The organism is Petrocella atlantisensis (genome assembly GCF_900538275.1).
In the GTDB taxonomy this organism is placed as follows: Bacteria; Bacillota; Clostridia; order Lachnospirales; family Vallitaleaceae; genus Petrocella; species Petrocella atlantisensis.
Map to the genome: position 1 here is coordinate 2397411 of NZ_LR130778.1, position 16863 is coordinate 2414273.

A 16863-nucleotide genomic window follows, 5' to 3' on the forward strand; every position below is an offset into this window, starting at 1 on the left:
AAACTGTGTATCACATCTACTCGGTAATAGGTGGTCATTTCGTCAATAAAAAGCACTGCTCAATCATCCTTCTTTTCTTGCATCCATGCAAGAATGAAGGACGTTCTACATCCATGTAGAACTGTGATCGATCAGCGCTTTTTCTTTCCTCATTCGGTTCCGCATACGTGTCATTTCATTATGTCTAAATTCTTATGCCCTAAATGATATGCTAAGGTAACCCGAAAACCATATTATACCAACATCGACCATGAAGTTCCTGGAACCCACTTCCAAAATCTAACCCTTCTAAAAGTATTTAAAAAAGTCCCTAAGTTTTTTCACTTAGAGACTTGCTTAACTCAATATAAATTCTAATGTGCCACTTTACAATCCGAACAGGTTCCGTATAGGAAAATCTTTTCGGACTCTATGGTAAAATCAGTTTCCGATTGAAGTTGGCTAATAAGTTGGTCAACGACATTGGTGTGTAAATCATATACTTGACCACAATGATTACAAATCATATGAGGATGATTATGGATAATGGCGTCATAACGAAAACGATCCTCACCTACATTGAGCTCCTGAATAAGATTGGCTTTTTTTAAAGTATCGAGAGTTTTATAAATGGTTGCAAGACTCATCGTTGGATGGGTTTCTTGTAAAGCATTGTAAATAGACTCAGCACTAGGATGTTCTACTGTGTTACATAAAACATTAAAAATTGCTAACCTTTGTGGGGTCACTTTTAGATTTTTTGCTTTAAGCATAGAGGTAATTTGATCCATATCATCACTCCTGTAATAGTTATTATCTCATAGTAATAACTTAATTCTATTATAGAATAAGTATCTTGTCAAGTTTAACCTTCTTATGAGGCTAAGGTATGCTGCTTAAAGTCTATTTCCTTAATACTTATTGATAGCTTATAACTGGGTGTGATACAATAAGTAAAAGAGACAAAAGGAGGGAACAATGTGTCAGTCAATGTAGAATTAATTAATCCGTTTATCAGTGCCGCACAAAGTGTTTTAAGGGACTTATCTCAAATACATACAAAAATGGGTAAACCTTATTTAAAGAATCCCGAATATGAAGGAAAAGTATTAACAGTTATCGTAGGTATTACAGGAGAACTCAGGGGACAGGTCATTATTTCTCTTGAAGAAGATATTGCCTGTAATATTGCTTCACATATGATGATGGGCATGCCGGTTGTAGAATTAAATGATATGGCTAAAAGTGCCATTGGTGAACTTGCGAATATGGTACTGGGTAATGCGGCTACAATTTTTTCAACGAGGGGTATTATTGTGGATATAACACCACCAAACTTATGTCTAGGCAGTAATATGTCATTTACAGTTAGTGATTCTAAGACAATCTGTGTTCCACTTGAGCTAGAAGATGGATCTACTTTACTTGAACTGAACATTGCGATTAAATCAAAATGATGAATATTGTTTTACTCGAACCGGAAATTCCCCATAATACAGGCAGTATCGGAAGAACTTGTGTAGCGACAGGTGCTTCATTACATCTTATAAGACCGCTTGGCTTTTCCTTAGATGAAAAGTCGGTTAAACGTGCAGGTTTAGACTATTGGCACAAATTGGATTTGCATATGTATGACTCATTTGATGATTTTTTATTAAAGCATCCTGGGGTTAAGATATACATGGGTACAACTAAGGCTAAACAAACTTATGCGGATGTTCATTATGAAAAAGGCTCTTTTATAATGTTTGGCAAAGAAAGCGCCGGTATACCGGAAGAAATTCTACTTAAGTATCAAGAAACTTGTATACGCATACCGATGGCAAATGACATAAGGTCCTTAAATCTATCTAATGCTGTATCCATTGTGCTCTATGAAGCTTATCGTCAGCATGATTTTGGACAAATGCAGATGGAAGGCGAATTGCATCACCATAATTGGTTATAAAGCTAAGAAGGTGACTATTTGGAAGAAAACAAAAGAACGAGACAACGTATCGACTACAAGAACCATATTTTATGTTATAAGCATATCATATCAAATAAAGAAGAGATACCGGATCCTGCACCGATTCGCGTCATTGTTGAGGACATATCCTATAGTGGATTAGGTGTGCGTTGTACAAGAGACCTAGGAGCCGGAGATGTTCTAATATTCAACCTTGAAAATGCCGGGGACAAAAGAGAGGTCATGCTTGAAGTGATGTGGTGTCGTTATTCAGGTGGTGAATACGAAGCCGGCCTGAAATTCATAAACCTGACCAAAGAAATCATATTTTTTCTTGATGGGCTTATAAAAAATCATCTAAAACAAAAGAAAAAATTAATGGACAAAGGCATTTGAAGAAGACTCTCCAAGATTTAAGATAAAGGCGTATTGCACTTGAAAATGCAATGCGCCTTTATGTATGATGAGAGAGTGGTAATGTGAAGACAAAAGTTGTGCCTTTACCTTCTTGACTATAGACATCAATGGTTTCGTTATGGGCTTTGACAATCTCACGGACAATGGAAAGACCAAGTCCTATACCCTTTTTGTCTTTACCTCTTGAGCGATCCGCTTTATGAAAACGATCCCAGATGTACTTAATATCTTCTTCAGAGATACCGGGACCTGAATCTTTGATGCTAACTTCAACTTTACCTGAGAGTACAGTGGTCTCAACAATGATGGTGTCCTCAGGGGAGCAGAACTTGATGGCGTTATCAATGAGATTGGTTAATACACGTTGAATTTGGTTCATATCCGCAAAAACAAATAATTCTTGTTGATCAATGAGTAGGGTAAAGTCAATACGTTTATCCAGAATCTTCTGTTCAAATTGAAAAAGTATTTTTCGGATATCTTGGTGAAGATCATAATGGGTCTTATTTAATTGTACGGTGTTGTTTTCCATTTTTGTCAGTAGGAGTATGTCGTTGGTGAGCTTCGTTAGACGCTCCGTTTCATCAAGAACAATATTAAGGTACTTGCCTTGTCGCTCATAAGGTATGGTACCATCCAGTATAGCCTGTACAAAGCCTTTAATGGATGTTAAAGGCGACCGGAAATCATGAGAGATATTGGCAATAAAATCCTTGCGCATATCTTCAAGCTTTTCAAGTTCAGAGGCCATATGGTTAATGTTGTTGGCCAGTTGTCCAATCTCATTGTCGGTACTTAGAATGACGTGACTTGAAAAATCACCATTAGCGATGGCCTGAACTCGGTCGTTTAACTCTGAGATGGTGTTTGAAATGCTCTTAGAGTAGACATATGTGGATATAAAAGTAGCAGCTAAGAGTACAAGTAGTGAGAAAAGTGTCATTTGATAGATGTTATTGATGTTCTCGCGTAGTGTTGGGTAAGGAGAATTGATAATAACAGCACCTATAACCCGATCCCCGGAATATATTGGATAAGCGGTTGTAAGAACCAGCTGGTCATAGAGGTCGCCAAAAGTTCCGGTTTCTGACATTTGCTTACCTTCAAAGACAGAACGGACAATAGGGTGATTGAGTTTATGACCGACCAGGGATTTTCCTGTGACTTGAGTGTCTTTAAAAACCCGATGGTTTTCATCTAGAATCATAATTCTAGAATCAATGTATCTACTGGTGGCGGTTAATTGATAATTAAAATTAAGGTCCGTCAAAGTTCTTGCTTTATAAGTTTCTATGAATTGATCACTTAAAATTCGGCTTTCTTCTAACATCATATTGTAGTGGTTCTCTATGAAATAGTTGGAAATAATCTGAGTGAGCACACCAAATAAAAGAAGAAAAATCACCAAAGTGGTCATGGCATAGATGGCAAAAAAACGGCCTGTAAATGTCTTGAACATATTAGTTCACCTCGAATTTATACCCTATACCCCAAACGGTTTTAATACCCCAAGCATCTGATTCATTGATTTTTTCACGAATTCTTTTTATATGAACATCAACAGTACGGGTGTCACCGATATATTCATAGCCCCATATACGGTCAAGGAGCTGTTCCCTTGTGAAGACTTGGTTCGGGTTAGAAGCCAGGAAATAAATGAGCTCTAATTCTTTCGGTGGCATTTCAATCTTTGTATCGTTATAGACAACTGTATAGTTAGATAGATTGATGGTAAGGTTAGGCATAGCGATTTGTTTAGTGGCATTTCCCTTAGGTGTAAAACGTCTAAGAACAGCTTTGACCCTTGCGGTTAGTTCCTTGGTGTCAAATGGCTTAATCATATAGTCATCTGCACCCAGTTCAAGACCAAGAATCTTATCAAAAGTCTCACCTTTGGCTGTTAGCATAATTATAGGTGTATTGCTCACCTGACGTATGTCCTTACACACATCAAAGCCATCCTTACCAGGTAACATAAGGTCTAAAATGACCAAATTAGGTGCGAAAGCCTTAAAAACATGGATTGCGTCATTGCCGTTGTGAACAGATTTGGTTGAATAACCTTCTTTTTCCAGATAGAGGGCTATGAGTTCAGTTATATTTTCGTCGTCGTCAACAATGAGTATTTTTGATTTTGCTTCCATGAGGACACCTCAATTCTTGTTCTGTGGTTGGGCTGGGTTACTGGAGCTAATACTATTATAAGCATTTTACTTGAATTCTACAATAGTTACACCGGATTCTCCTTCACCATAGGCACCAATTCGGAAGGAGTCCACATATTTCACCTTTTTAAGATGCTTGTGTATGGCAGATCGAAGAGCACCGGTACCTTTACCATGAATGATGGTGACCATCGGCAACTTTGATAAATAAGCATCATCTAAGTACTTATCCAGAACTTGCAATGCATCGATCGTCATCTCACCTCGAAGATCAATCTCAGTTGAGATACTATAGGCTTTTGTTGTTACACCTTTTGAAGAAGCTTTTTTCCGAGTTTCCTTAGGTTGATGGCTATCTTCTTGAAGTACAGTTACATCTTTTAGAGAAACGTTGGATTTCATGATACCCATTTGAACTTGAATCTCGCCTTTACTATTTGGCAAGGACAACACCGTACCATTTCCGTTAAAAGGTGCAACAAAAACGTTGTCACCAATAGCGATATCTTTTGCCTTGGTACCTTTTGCCTTAGCTTTTGGTAAGCCCATTTCATTTTCTAATTTCGTCATAGATTGACGCAAAGTACTGCGGCTTTCTTCTAAGGCTTTGGTATCAATCTGAGCGCTATCAGCAATTCGGTTAATATGGCGAATGAGTCGATCCGCTTCTTCTTTAGCAGCTTCCGTAATTCTATAGGCCTCTTTTTTGGCTTCCGTAAGCATTTCTTGTTTTTTTTGCTCAAAAGCTTCTTTTTGTAAATCAAATCGACGTTTTAGGATTTCGGTTTCTTTTCTGTATTTTTCAGCTTTTTCTTTCTCTGCAATGGCTGCTTTTTTATTGATTTCAAGGTCTGTAATCAAGTCTTCAAAACGGACTTCTTTTTGTTGCAACAGGGCTTTGGCTTCTTCAATTATATCGTCGCCCAGACCTAATCTTTTTGAAATGGCAAAAGCATTACTTTTACCGGGCACACCGATAAGCAAGCGGTAAGTAGGGCGCAAGGTGGTAACATCGAATTCACAGGAAGCGTTTTCTACACCCTCTGTAGATAGGGCATAGACTTTTAGTTCACTATAATGGGTGGTAGCTACAGTTAGAACGCTTCTTGCAAATAGGTTTTCCAAAGTCGCCATGGCGAGTGCTGCACCTTCCGTTGGATCTGTACCGGCACCAAGTTCATCAAAAAGTACGAGAGAATCGATGGTGGCCTTTTTAAGTATATCCACAATATTGACCATATGGGAGGAAAAGGTACTAAGAGATTGTTCGATACTTTGTTCATCGCCAATGTCTGCATAGATCTCATCAAAGACGGTTAGACTTGAGCCGTCAAAAGCAGGAATATGTAACCCTGCTTGACCCATGAGAGAAAAGAGGCCCAAAGTCTTAAGGGTGACGGTTTTTCCACCGGTATTGGGTCCTGTAATTACCAAAGTATTAAAGGATTTACCAAGATAGATATCAATAGGTACAACTTCTTTATCACTTAGAAGAGGATGTCTTGCTTTCTTAAGGTTAATCTCTTTGTTGTCGTTAAACTGGGGCATTGTAGCATTTTGCTTTAAGGCTAATTCAGCTTTGGCAAAAACAAAATCCAGCTCAGCCATAACATCTAAGTTGATTTTCAATGCTTCCATATGTATGGCAGCAAGTGCGCTAAGTTCTGCTAGAATGCGGTTGATTTCTTCTTGTTCCTGATGGGCCAATTCAGTTAGTCCGTTATTAAGTTCTACAACAGACATAGGCTCGATAAAAAGTGTTGAACCGGTCGAAGATTGGTCATGAATCATACCTTTGAATTGACTACGATATTCTGCTTTGACAGGTACACAGAAGCGGTCATTACGGATGGTGATAATAGGATCTTGTAACATGGTCTTTTGGTTATTGTTGTTGATGATACTATTAAGATTTGAACGTATTTTGGCATGGGTATTTTGTATGTTGCGTCGTATTTGATGTAGCTGTGAACTGGCTTCATCAGCAATGGTGTCTTCGGATACGATGCAGCGATCAATCTCTCTAAGTAGAGGCGTCAGTGGCTCGATGTCCAAGAAAAGAGGCGCAATAGAAAGCGTGGTAATCATCTCTTCACCTTCTCTAAAATAACTTTTAAGACGGGAAGCAACACGAAGTACATCCCCGATATGAAGCAATTCAAGTATGGAGAGGTTACCACCAATGGCCAGTCTTTTTAAAGAAGGGCCGATAAGTTGTGTACCACGAATAGGCAGTGAGCCATATTTGAGTATAGTAGATAGGGCCTCTGAAGTCTCGTTTTGTTTTCTGGTGATGGTTTCAAGATCGGAGTATGGTTTCAAAGCATCAACCATTTTTTTGCCTGGTTCTGATTGAGCCAATTGCTTAAGTTGTAATATGATTTTATCGTATTCCAGTATTTTAAGGGCTTTTTGATTCATGGGTAACTCCTTTAGTATGTATTATATAATTGTGCTTATAAATCAAGGTAATAGAGGTCATAGGCTGCTTTTTCATAGACAGGCATGACATTTTCAATGTCATTATATTTATGAAAGCCAAGGGAGGACCAAAACAAAATTGCGGGTGTATTATCTAGATGACATGTCAGATAGATTCTGTTATAGTGACGGGCCTGTATATAGTCTCTACAAAAATCATAGAAAAATTGTCGGCCAAAACCTTGTCCGATATAATCCGGCAATATGAGAAAGCTTTGAAGCCAACACGTACCTGTTAGATTTGTTTTCATAAGCTTTAAATAACCTAAAGACTTTTGGTCTACTGTATCGATGTAAACAAAATGTTCACCTGTATCTTTTCCTAAAGACTGGGGTGATTGAATGGCTTTGTTATAATGATCATACTTTGTTAAGGCAATATTGATTCTTAGTAGATCAAGGGTACTTGCTTGGATGATTTCCAGCTTCATTTTTTTAGGGTCAACCATAAAAAACCACCTCTAATATATATGAATATACTTTCTTATTATTTTACATGATTATGACATAATTATAAAGCTTCCTAACATATCTTTTTTATGACACCTTAACAATGGTATGAATTCTTTGTACTAAAAGAGGGGTATGAAGCCTTGAAAAGCTAGAAGTTAAGGGGTTTAAGAGAAACGCTAATATATTAACGTTCTATTCATAATCTGTTCAAAAACAGGTTGTATAATAGGGGTTAGGAATCAATGAGCTTGATAATTGGAGTGTGAATCATGAGCGAAACTAAGACGAATAATGGATGTCCTTCATTTTACAAAGAGGAAATTAAACATTCAAAAAAACTTTCCAGATTTTCAAAGCTAATTCGTAAGATAAGTACAATTTTATATGGATCTAAACGATGATAAGTGGCAGAGATGCTGCTTTTTGTTTTTTATTTGACATAAGAGCCAGTTAATGTTTCAATAAAACCATACATAGAATAAGGTGGTGATAAAATGAAACTTGGTTGTAACTATTCGAAAGAACTGATGGTATTAATTGAAGAAGACGCAGTTGAAATAGATTGTATTAAAATGGGCTATTTTCAGCCCTTTATAGGCTTACATGAGGAAGTTGTTAAGAAGAAATCCATCCTAATCCATGGTTTTGGCAAGCACGAGCACATAGGTATGGTCGATCCGGACCGTAACAATGAATGGCAACATATGAATGATGTTCTAAACCAATATGAATCCCCACATCTGGCGGTACATTTTGCGATTTACGATAAAGACTTACGTATGGTTGAAGATATAAAAAAGCGTTTGGATGAAGGGGTCCGGATTTTCAAAGAACGTTTAGAAGTACCTCTAATCATTGAAAATATGGACTATAATCCATTTTATAGCCCTCATTACGTGAAGCCCGAAGCCGTGGACCCGGATTTTATAAGCGAGATGTGTGAAAAACATGATGTAGGTCTCTTGCTAGATACAGCCCACGCCAGTGTCTCTGCGTATCATCTGAAAATGGATGTTCATGATTACCTAAGAAGACTCCCTCTACATAAGGTCAAAGAAATTCATTTTGTCGGAACTCAGATGACTGAAGACAAAGGATTAATTGATATGCATACACCTTTAACACCAAGAGACTACGATTTACTGGATTGGTTGAGGTACAAATGTAAACCAGAGATTGTAACATTAGAATATGGATGGCCTGGATCGGACTTCTCTTGGCGTACCAGTAAGGAAGAGATAAAGAAACAATTGATAGAGATTAGGAAAAGATTCTAAGAATATGACCAAGAGGACCCTTTATTAGGGTCTTCATTTTGTCATAGGGGATTTTGACCATCGATTCTTTTCTTTAACTTCACCTTAAAATAAGCTATAATGTGATAATGGCAACAAGTAATGCTGTTATATAGGATAAAGACAGCCTTACATATTGAAAGGAGAACATATGCGTTATTTGGCAGATGTGAATGAAGGCGATCAAATCGTCGATATATATTTATGTGCAGAAAAACAGGTACTAAAAACAAGAGCAGGGAAGAGTTATTATTCCGTGAGATTACAAGATAAAACAGGTGTGGGCGACGGTAAAATATGGGATCTAAACGATGGTATCAATAGTTTTGGTACTGGTGATTATATCAAAGTTGATGCAACGGTCGTAAGCTTTCAAGGCAGTATCCAATATAATATTAAACGTGTACGTGTAGCACAAGAAGGTGAATACGATCCAAAAGACTATATACCGGCAACAGAATATAATGTCGAAGAAATGTATAAAGAATTTGTTGGATATATCGAGGATATGGACGACCCTTGGCTAAAGCAATTGGCCACCAATTTCTTTGTAGAAGATAAGGCATTTGCCAAAAGCTTTAAGGCCCATACAGCGGCAAAAACTGTGCATCATGCCTATATGGGTGGCTTACTAGAACACACTTTATATATGCTTAGACTATGTGATTTTATGACCAAGCAATATCCGGTATTAAACAAAAGCATCCTGTTTTCAGGCTGTATGTTCCATGATATTGGTAAGCTCAAAGAATTGTCGGAGTTTCCGATTATTGAGTATACGGATGAAGGTCAACTCATTGGGCACATCATTATAGGTATTGAATGGTTAAGTAAAAAAATTGATGAGATTCCTAAGTTCCCACCAACCCTTGCCAATTTACTCAAGCATATGATTATTGCCCATCATGGCGAGTTGGAATACGGATCACCTAAGAAACCGGAGCTCATTGAAGCGATAGCCCTGCATTATATTGATAATATGGATGCAAAGATGAAAACATTTACAACCTTGATGAATGCTTCTAGTGAGCAAGATGATTGGCTAGGTTATCAGAGGATGTTTGAGAGCAACTTAAGAAGAACCAGATATTAGATTTTGTTTAGCGGATTAATAGATGAATAGAGGTATAAAATGTCGAAAGTAAAGGCACCAGTGGTAAAAAATGAAGTATATGAGATGGTGGTTGATGATATTGGTGTTAACGGTGAAGGCATCGGCAAAGTGGAAGGTTATACTTTATTTGTCGATGGCGGTTTGCCAGGTGAGACAGTTCTTACCAAGGTTGTTAAAGTCGGTAAGAATTTTGGTTTTGGGAAGCTTGAGTCCATCCAGGTACCCTCCCCGGATAGAGTTATACCTATATGTAAAGTGGCAAGTCAGTGCGGCGGCTGTCAACTCCAGCATTTATCCTATGAGGGCCAGTTGAAGTTTAAGCAAAATAAAGTAGACCAATTGATTAAAAGAATTGGGAAATTAAGCGACATACAAGTGGAACCGGTTATAGGTATGGATGAGCCCTATTATTACCGAAACAAAGTTCAATATCCGGTTAGGCAAGAAGGTGGTCGTGTAAAAATCGGCTTTTACGCCAAACGCAGTCATAGAATAGTGGAAACGGACATCTGTTACATACAAGATCAGCGTAATGAAGAAGTCAAAGCCCTCATCTTGGATTGGATGACACAAAACGGTATATCCGCCTATAATGAAGAAACACATAAAGGCTTTTTAAGACATATTGTAACAAGACATGCTCATTCTACAAAGCTTATGCATGTGACATTGGTCATTAACGGCCGACGCTTAAAAGCCTCAGAAGGTCTAATAGCAAGATTAACCAAGCTGGATTATATATCCGGTATCAGTGTGAATATCAACAAAGAAGTCACCAATGTCATCATGGGGGAACAATTGCTTCATGTGTATGGTGATACCCATATTGAAGATACCATAGATGATGTCAAGTTCCACATATCACCCTTATCCTTCTTCCAAGTTAATCCGGTTCAGACAGAAAAACTATATGCAAAAGTCATTGAGTTTGCAGGACTAACGGGTGAAGAAACAGTCATGGATATTTTTTGTGGTATTGGTAGCATATCTCTTTTACTGGCAAAAAAAGCCAAAAAAGTCATTGGCGTAGAAGTGGTTGAAGCAGCGATAGAAGACGCACTTCATAATGCGGATATCAATGGTATAAACAATGTCGAATTCTATACAGGCAAGGCAGAAGAAGTCATACCAAGGCTTTATGATGAATTAAAGATGCGAGCAGATATCATCGTTGTGGACCCACCAAGAAAAGGCTGTGAAGAAGTACTGCTAGAAGCGATGGTCAGGATTAATCCCAAACGCATTGTCTATGTATCTTGTGACCCTTCAACACTGGCAAGAGACCTTAAGTATCTTGCAGAAAAAGGTTATAAAGTAGATCAAGTTCAGCCCCTTGATATGTTTCCTCAAGGCGTGCATGTGGAGACGATTGTCTTAGTGACCAAAGTGGATTAATAAGCCTAATGAATAGTTTTTGTTGCAATATATACTCAAAAGGAGTATGTCGAGATTATATCTTAATTTTAAGGAGGATTAATAATGAAAAAGTTTGTTTTTAAGGATTACTTTCATGAGCCAGAGGGGAAAATATCCAAACGTATGCTTTCAAAAAGTGATAATGTAATTGCGTTCGTTCTAAATATTGCAAAAGGTGAAATATTACCAGGACATACACATCTTACGTCAACGCTTTTCCTGCAAGTTATGGAAGGCAATGCAAAAGTTATAACCGATGGCAATGAAACCTCATTGCAAGTTGGAGAGTTAATGCAAGTTGAAGGACCTGAAAGCCTGCAAGTTATAAACTGTGGTGAAGAAGTATTACGTCTTTTTGTTACAATTTCACCTATGGGTTCAGAGGCTTTTGCAACGGATGCGAATGTTTAATATGACCAGAAAATTAATTTAAGCAAAAGAAACCCTTGAAAATAGTTATTAAGGCTATTTTCAAGGGTTTCTTTTGCTTAAATTAAACTAATAATTATAACACTAAACACGTGTTAATGCAACATATAAAACGGATAAACTTGTTTTTTTTGTAGTTTTAGTGTATAATATAAGTAGAATATAATTTGATTTAGTGAAACACAATTGGGATTCTAAGACCATATGATCTAATTTGGACGCTTTGGTCATATGAGAGTGAATAGCGTAACCGGCCTTATGGTCGGTTTTTTGTATTGGAGGCGATTTCATATCAAAAATATTCATATAATAAAGCAAGATGTGATCAGATTAAGACAAAAGTCAAACATTCAGATTCGTTTATGAGTAATGGCCTCAATAATATTATAGGTAGTGACTGGAAGACTTATTAAACATAATAAGTAAAAGAACTAATGAAACGTAAAAAAATCTGAATAATTTTTCGTGAGCTAACGTTAATTATTCATGTGAAAGGAGAAAAGTATGAAAACTAAAATTAGAAATATGGATACTATGGAAAAACACAAACTTGACCAAGATATTATCGATTTTGAAGGGGAAGTAGGCACAACAGGTATAGAAGGAGAAGATAAGGAAAGAATTAAAGAAGGAAGCATGTTTGAGCATTACACCGATAGTCATCCAGATACAATAGAATTACACAGGCATGAAGAAGGTATTATCGACTATGAAGGAGAAGTAGGTACAACAGTTATAGAAGGCAAGGACAAGGCAAGAATTAAAGAAGGAAGCAAATTCGAACACTATACAAAAAGCCATCCGGATACAGCCGTTGAATGAATCAACATATAAATAAGATTGGAGGTTTAATAAGAATGAATTCAATTTAATAGGAAAGAGGAACTTAATCAATGGTAGCTTATGAAATTACTACAATATAACCGAATAATCATCCATATATATGGTAAGTTATTCAATGATCGAAAGGAGAAATTATGGAAAATAAATTTAAGAACACAGATACAATGGGCAAACGTAGTGAAGAGTTTGAAGGAGAAAAGGGCACAAGAGGCATAGAAGGAAAAGACGAACGAAGAACTAAGGACAACAGTAAATTTGAAGATTATTCAAAAAGCAATACGGATACAATGGGCAAGCGCGATGAAAAATTTGAAGGAGAAGAAGGCACAACTGGCATAGAAGGAAAAGACAAACAGAGAACGAAGGACAATAGTAAATTTGAAGATTATTCAAAAAGCAATACGGATACAATGGGCAAGCGCGTTGACGATGTTGAAGGAGAAGAAGGCACTACAGATGTTGAAAGATAAGACGAGTAAAATAGTTCTATAATTGACTGAAGGTTTTACTACTGAAAAAAACTTAAATGCCGCATATTCTACCTTATAAATTATAAACTTGAGTAATGATTAAGACGCTAAAGGAGTTCATATATTCCGTAAATATCATAAATAATACGTAATTAGGTTGACGAATAGAGTTTTATTGTTTATAATTTTTAAAAGCAAATATTTATGAGATGATTATTAAACTGAACAGGCGATGAACCGACTTGAGTTCATAGGGCCGGGTTGCCAATGGCGACAGCAGATTATGGTAAAAGCACATCTGTGGGACAGTAATGTTCTACACATGTGCTTTTTTGGTTTTTAAGGAGGACAGTATGCACAATCAAGACGTAATTGATGAAATACGAAATAGCGAAGCAAGGAAGGTGACGTGGGTTGGATTTTTTGTTAATACGGTACTGACAATCACTAAAATAGGAGCAGGAATATTAGGGCATAGTTCTGCTATGATTGCAGATGGTATCCATTCACTCTCTGACTTTTTTACAGATATTGTTGTGCTCGTTGGTTTCAAATTCACAGAAAAACCTGCAGATGAAGGGCATAGTTACGGACATGAAAAATATGAAACATTTGCAACTGTTATTATTGGATTAGTATTGTTTTTTGCTGGCTTTGGAATTTTACAAAAAGGTGTAATAAATGTTTATGGTGTTTTGGTAGAAAATGAAATTATAGCCAGACCCGGTATAATAGCAGTATTGGCTGCGATAATCTCAATTATCACAAAAGAAATGTTATATCGTTATACAAAAGGCGTAGGAGAGAAAATAAAGTCTCCAGCAGTTATAGCGAATGGTTGGCATCATCGAACAGATGCGTTTTCTTCTATTGGAACACTTTTTGGAATAAGTTGTGCCTATTTCTTAGGAGAGAAATGGACAATATTGGATCCTATCACAGCCATATTGGTCAGTATGTTTATCATTATTGTTGCCATTAAAATCATGGTGCCTGCAGTAAATGAGTTATTAGAAGCATCCCTTAATGAAGATGAGATAAAGTATATAACCAATTTATTTGATGCATCGATAGATGTTTTGAACTATCATAATATGAGAACGAGACGTATAGGGAATAAAGTGGCTATTGAAGCACATTTGCAGTTTGATAAAGACATTTCATTATATGATGCACATGCAGTCTCAGATGCTCTTGAGCAAAAATTGAGGTATTATTTTGGAAGAAGAAGCATTATCACTTTTCATTTAGAGCCCAATAAGGCATCAGATAGTGATAGTATTATGGTTAGACTAATAAACCAGTAAGTCATGATATAATGTATTTATGATAGAGATAGGAGAAATATTATGCATGAAGAGCCTTCAAAAAATAATGGACAGGTTATATATTTTTCGCATGGTGGTGGTCCTCTACCCCTACTTAAGGACGCTTCTCATGATAAAATGATTCAATTTATGAGAGAGCTACCAAATAGTATTAAGAAACCGGACTTAATTATTGTTTTTAGTGCGCATTGGGAGGAAGACACAGTCACAATTCAGAGTGGTATGGAACCTGAGATGGTATATGATTATTATGGTTTTCCAGAAGCTGCATACAGCATTCAATATCCCTGTAAAGGAGATCATGATCAAGCCTTGAAAATAGCCGAGATTTTTAAGAAGAACGGTATTGAATGTCGCCTAGATAATCATAGGCCTTATGACCATGGTTCATATATTCCCTTAAGTATGATGTATCCTAAGGCGGATATACCTGTTTTACAGATTTCGTTACACCACAGTCTTGATCCGTTAATACATCTTAGTATTGGCAAGGCATTAAGACCACTTCTTGAAGAAAATGTTTTGATTATTGGTTCCGGGTTTTCGTTTCACAATATGAAACAATTTTTCCTTGAGGGAAAAAATATAGAAGATCCAAAAAACAGTGAGTTTCAAGATAAACTTATAGAAGTATGTTGCCATGAAAAGAATGAAAATAAAAAGTGGGAAGACTTTATAAATTGGGAAAGCTTCCCAAACGCAAGGTATTGTCATCCACGAGAAGAACATTTGCTACCACTATTAGTGTGTATTGGACTATCTGAGGATACTGGGACAAAAGTATTTGACAACTATATCCTGAGGAAAAGAGCTACAGCATTTTTGTGGTTTTAGATTTAATGACAATCTCTGGGGCATTATAAGATTTATCATGTTCCAATATCTAACTCTTATTTTCTTCATACTTTATCTTGTATCTTGTCAGTACCTATAGTTAGAATATATGATAAAATATACTTGATGCAATAGAATGAGTCCTTATGTTGCGTTGTCTTATAAATCAAAAAAATGAATCATTAGAAGGAGTGGGAGAAGTGACTATTACCGTTTTTAATTTTTGTACAGAAGACCATTATACAGAAGGTAAATCAATTGAATCCGTTATACAAACACTCAATGAAACATATGGACAGGAGAAAACAGAAATAATATCAGTAGAAAATGCACACGTGAATGACTGTGTAGGATGTTGGAAGTGCTGGGTCAAGACACCTGGGGTTTGTGTGCATAATGATGATATGATTTTCTACTATGAGAAGATTATGGCCTCTGACAAAGTGGTATTTCTTTTCCCCACAAGCAATGGATTCTTAACCGGTCATGTAAAGACCTTTATAGATCGTCTCATTCCTTTGTACCATCCATATATTGACATTATTCAGGGTGAAATGATGCACGTTTACCGCTATGAGAAATATCCAGAACTGGAGTTTTACTATGAAGAAGATGGACTAACCTCTATTGAGAATCAAATTATTGAAGACTACTGTTATAGAATGGCACATCATTTCAGGATCACTGCCGGAAGATGGATGCTTAAGGAACATAAAGTTATTAGAAAAACCCTTGAGCATAGAGAACCGCAGCAGGACATGCCATGGCAAGCGTTACAAAGACCAAATCGTGGAAAAGTCATTATTTATAATGGTTCTCCTCGTGGTAAGAAAAGCAATAGTTTAATATTGATTCAGCATATCATAGAAGGTATGAAATCTAAAGGACTGTTAGAAGATGCATACGAAGTGCGGCATCTAGCCTTGCAAAAGAATCACGACTTATGGGCGGAAGATTTTTGGAACCATACCAGGCATATCTTTGTTTTTCCGTTATATGTTCATAGTATGCCGGGCATCGTCATGAAGTTTTTTGAAAAACTCACACCACTACAAGAAAAGGACACCGTTCAAATGGCTTTCTTTGTTCAGTCAGGTTTCATGGAAAGTTACCAGTCGACTTATTTATTGCCGTATCTTGCACATCTACCCACTAGGTTAAATGCTGTTTATGGTGGAACGTTGATTAAGGGCGGCATGGAAGGTATACAGATTCGACCAGAGAATTCCCTCGCCAAACTCATCAATCAAATCAAAGAGCTTGGAGCATCTTATATAGAAAAAGGTGTCTTTGATTATGAGATTGTAGATGAATTTAAGAAGCCTTATAAACTCACAGGAACTTGGAAGACCATATATAAATCACTTAAATGGACAGGTATTATGAACTTCTATTGGAATATGCAGCTTAAGAAGAACGGTGTTATGAAAAAGAGCTTTGATCAGCCTTATACGCCCACAGAATAAAGTATTAAGGGTCATTAAGAGCTATTGACATTATGGAATAAAAATATTATACTTCAATTACAAGTAATAAAAATATCAAGTAATATGATAAAGGCAAACCCAAGGAAATTTGGGGACGCAAAGCCACGGGCCTTAAGGTAATATCAACCAAGGTAGCCGGGTTACCAAATACTGAAAATACAGGAACATGTATTAGCTCTGTTTGGCAATCCTTTCAGAGCTTTT

17 protein-coding genes and 2 riboswitches are annotated in these 16863 nt (G+C 36.8%); of the genes, 12 read left to right on the forward strand and 5 right to left on the reverse strand.

Annotated elements, in window-relative coordinates:
* Positions 1–353: 353 nt before the first annotated feature.
* The gene (locus PATL70BA_RS11065) at positions 354–770 is read right to left on the reverse strand and encodes a transcriptional regulator PerR (protein WP_125137414.1); all 417 of its coding nucleotides are present in this window, start codon (positions 768–770) and stop codon (positions 354–356) included.
* Positions 771–959: 189 nt separating this feature from the next.
* Here PATL70BA_RS11065 and PATL70BA_RS11070 point away from each other — a divergent pair, with 189 nt between their 5' ends.
* Genes PATL70BA_RS11070 through PATL70BA_RS11080 form a run of 3 tightly spaced genes read left to right on the forward strand, consistent with a single transcriptional unit; the run spans position 960 to position 2323 of the window.
* Complete coding sequence (locus tag PATL70BA_RS11070) at positions 960–1436, forward strand: chemotaxis protein CheX (RefSeq protein WP_243115904.1); 477 nt, start codon at positions 960–962, stop codon at positions 1434–1436.
* Entirely contained in the window at positions 1436–1927 is a 492-nt protein-coding gene (locus PATL70BA_RS11075) for a tRNA (cytidine(34)-2'-O)-methyltransferase (protein WP_125138473.1), read from the forward strand. The genes PATL70BA_RS11070 and PATL70BA_RS11075 overlap by 1 nt, the downstream gene beginning before the upstream one ends.
* Positions 1928–1945: 18 nt before the next feature.
* Positions 1946–2323, forward strand: a complete 378-nt coding sequence (locus PATL70BA_RS11080) for a PilZ domain-containing protein (protein WP_125137415.1) — start codon at positions 1946–1948, stop codon at positions 2321–2323.
* Positions 2324–2381: 58 nt separating this feature from the next.
* Here the strand turns inward: PATL70BA_RS11080 and PATL70BA_RS11085 are convergent, their stop codons facing one another.
* From PATL70BA_RS11085 to PATL70BA_RS11100, 4 genes are all read right to left on the reverse strand, one after another.
* Positions 2382–3803, reverse strand: a complete 1422-nt coding sequence (locus tag PATL70BA_RS11085) for a sensor histidine kinase (RefSeq protein ID WP_125137416.1) — start codon at positions 3801–3803, stop codon at positions 2382–2384.
* Position 3804: 1 nt separating this feature from the next.
* Positions 3805–4488 carry a response regulator transcription factor gene (locus PATL70BA_RS11090; protein WP_125137417.1) on the reverse strand — a complete coding sequence of 228 codons (684 nt, stop codon included), beginning with the start codon at positions 4486–4488 and terminating at the stop codon, positions 3805–3807.
* A gap of 66 nt (positions 4489–4554) precedes the next feature.
* Positions 4555–6930, reverse strand: a complete 2376-nt coding sequence (locus PATL70BA_RS11095) for an endonuclease MutS2 (protein ID WP_125137418.1) — start codon at positions 6928–6930, stop codon at positions 4555–4557.
* Positions 6931–6965: 35 nt separating this feature from the next.
* Entirely contained in the window at positions 6966–7439 is a 474-nt protein-coding gene (locus PATL70BA_RS11100) for a GNAT family N-acetyltransferase (RefSeq protein ID WP_125137419.1), read from the reverse strand.
* A gap of 498 nt (positions 7440–7937) precedes the next feature.
* Here PATL70BA_RS11100 and PATL70BA_RS11105 point away from each other — a divergent pair, with 498 nt between their 5' ends.
* The 9 genes from PATL70BA_RS11105 (at position 7938) to PATL70BA_RS11145 (ending at position 16638) form a co-directional block, all read left to right on the forward strand.
* On the forward strand, positions 7938–8720 hold the full coding sequence (locus tag PATL70BA_RS11105) for a multinuclear nonheme iron-dependent oxidase (protein WP_125137420.1): 783 nt from the start codon (positions 7938–7940) through the stop codon (positions 8718–8720).
* A gap of 169 nt (positions 8721–8889) precedes the next feature.
* Positions 8890–9831, forward strand: coding sequence for a 3'-5' exoribonuclease YhaM family protein (locus tag PATL70BA_RS11110; protein ID WP_125137421.1), 942 nt, complete (start codon positions 8890–8892; stop codon positions 9829–9831).
* Positions 9832–9870: 39 nt separating this feature from the next.
* Positions 9871–11247, forward strand: coding sequence for a 23S rRNA (uracil(1939)-C(5))-methyltransferase RlmD (rlmD, locus tag PATL70BA_RS11115; protein WP_125137422.1), 1377 nt, complete (start codon positions 9871–9873; stop codon positions 11245–11247).
* Between the two features lie 84 nt (positions 11248–11331).
* Positions 11332–11679, forward strand: coding sequence for a cupin domain-containing protein (locus PATL70BA_RS11120; RefSeq protein ID WP_125137423.1), 348 nt, complete (start codon positions 11332–11334; stop codon positions 11677–11679).
* Between the two features lie 522 nt (positions 11680–12201).
* Complete coding sequence (locus PATL70BA_RS11125) at positions 12202–12519, forward strand: hypothetical protein (protein ID WP_125137424.1); 318 nt, start codon at positions 12202–12204, stop codon at positions 12517–12519.
* A gap of 155 nt (positions 12520–12674) precedes the next feature.
* The gene (locus PATL70BA_RS11130; RefSeq protein WP_125137425.1) at positions 12675–13010 is read left to right on the forward strand and encodes a hypothetical protein; all 336 of its coding nucleotides are present in this window, start codon (positions 12675–12677) and stop codon (positions 13008–13010) included.
* A gap of 211 nt (positions 13011–13221) precedes the next feature.
* A riboswitch (NiCo riboswitch) is annotated at positions 13222–13321 on the forward strand.
* A 42-nt stretch (positions 13322–13363) separates the two neighbouring features.
* Complete coding sequence (locus tag PATL70BA_RS11135) at positions 13364–14317, forward strand: cation diffusion facilitator family transporter (protein WP_125137426.1); 954 nt, start codon at positions 13364–13366, stop codon at positions 14315–14317.
* Between the two features lie 42 nt (positions 14318–14359).
* Positions 14360–15172, forward strand: coding sequence for a DODA-type extradiol aromatic ring-opening family dioxygenase (locus PATL70BA_RS11140; protein WP_125137427.1), 813 nt, complete (start codon positions 14360–14362; stop codon positions 15170–15172).
* Positions 15173–15372: 200 nt separating this feature from the next.
* Positions 15373–16638, forward strand: coding sequence for an NAD(P)H-dependent oxidoreductase (locus PATL70BA_RS11145; RefSeq protein WP_172596217.1), 1266 nt, complete (start codon positions 15373–15375; stop codon positions 16636–16638).
* Positions 16639–16720: 82 nt separating this feature from the next.
* Positions 16721–16807, forward strand: a riboswitch (cyclic di-GMP riboswitch).
* Positions 16808–16863 lie beyond the last annotated feature (56 nt).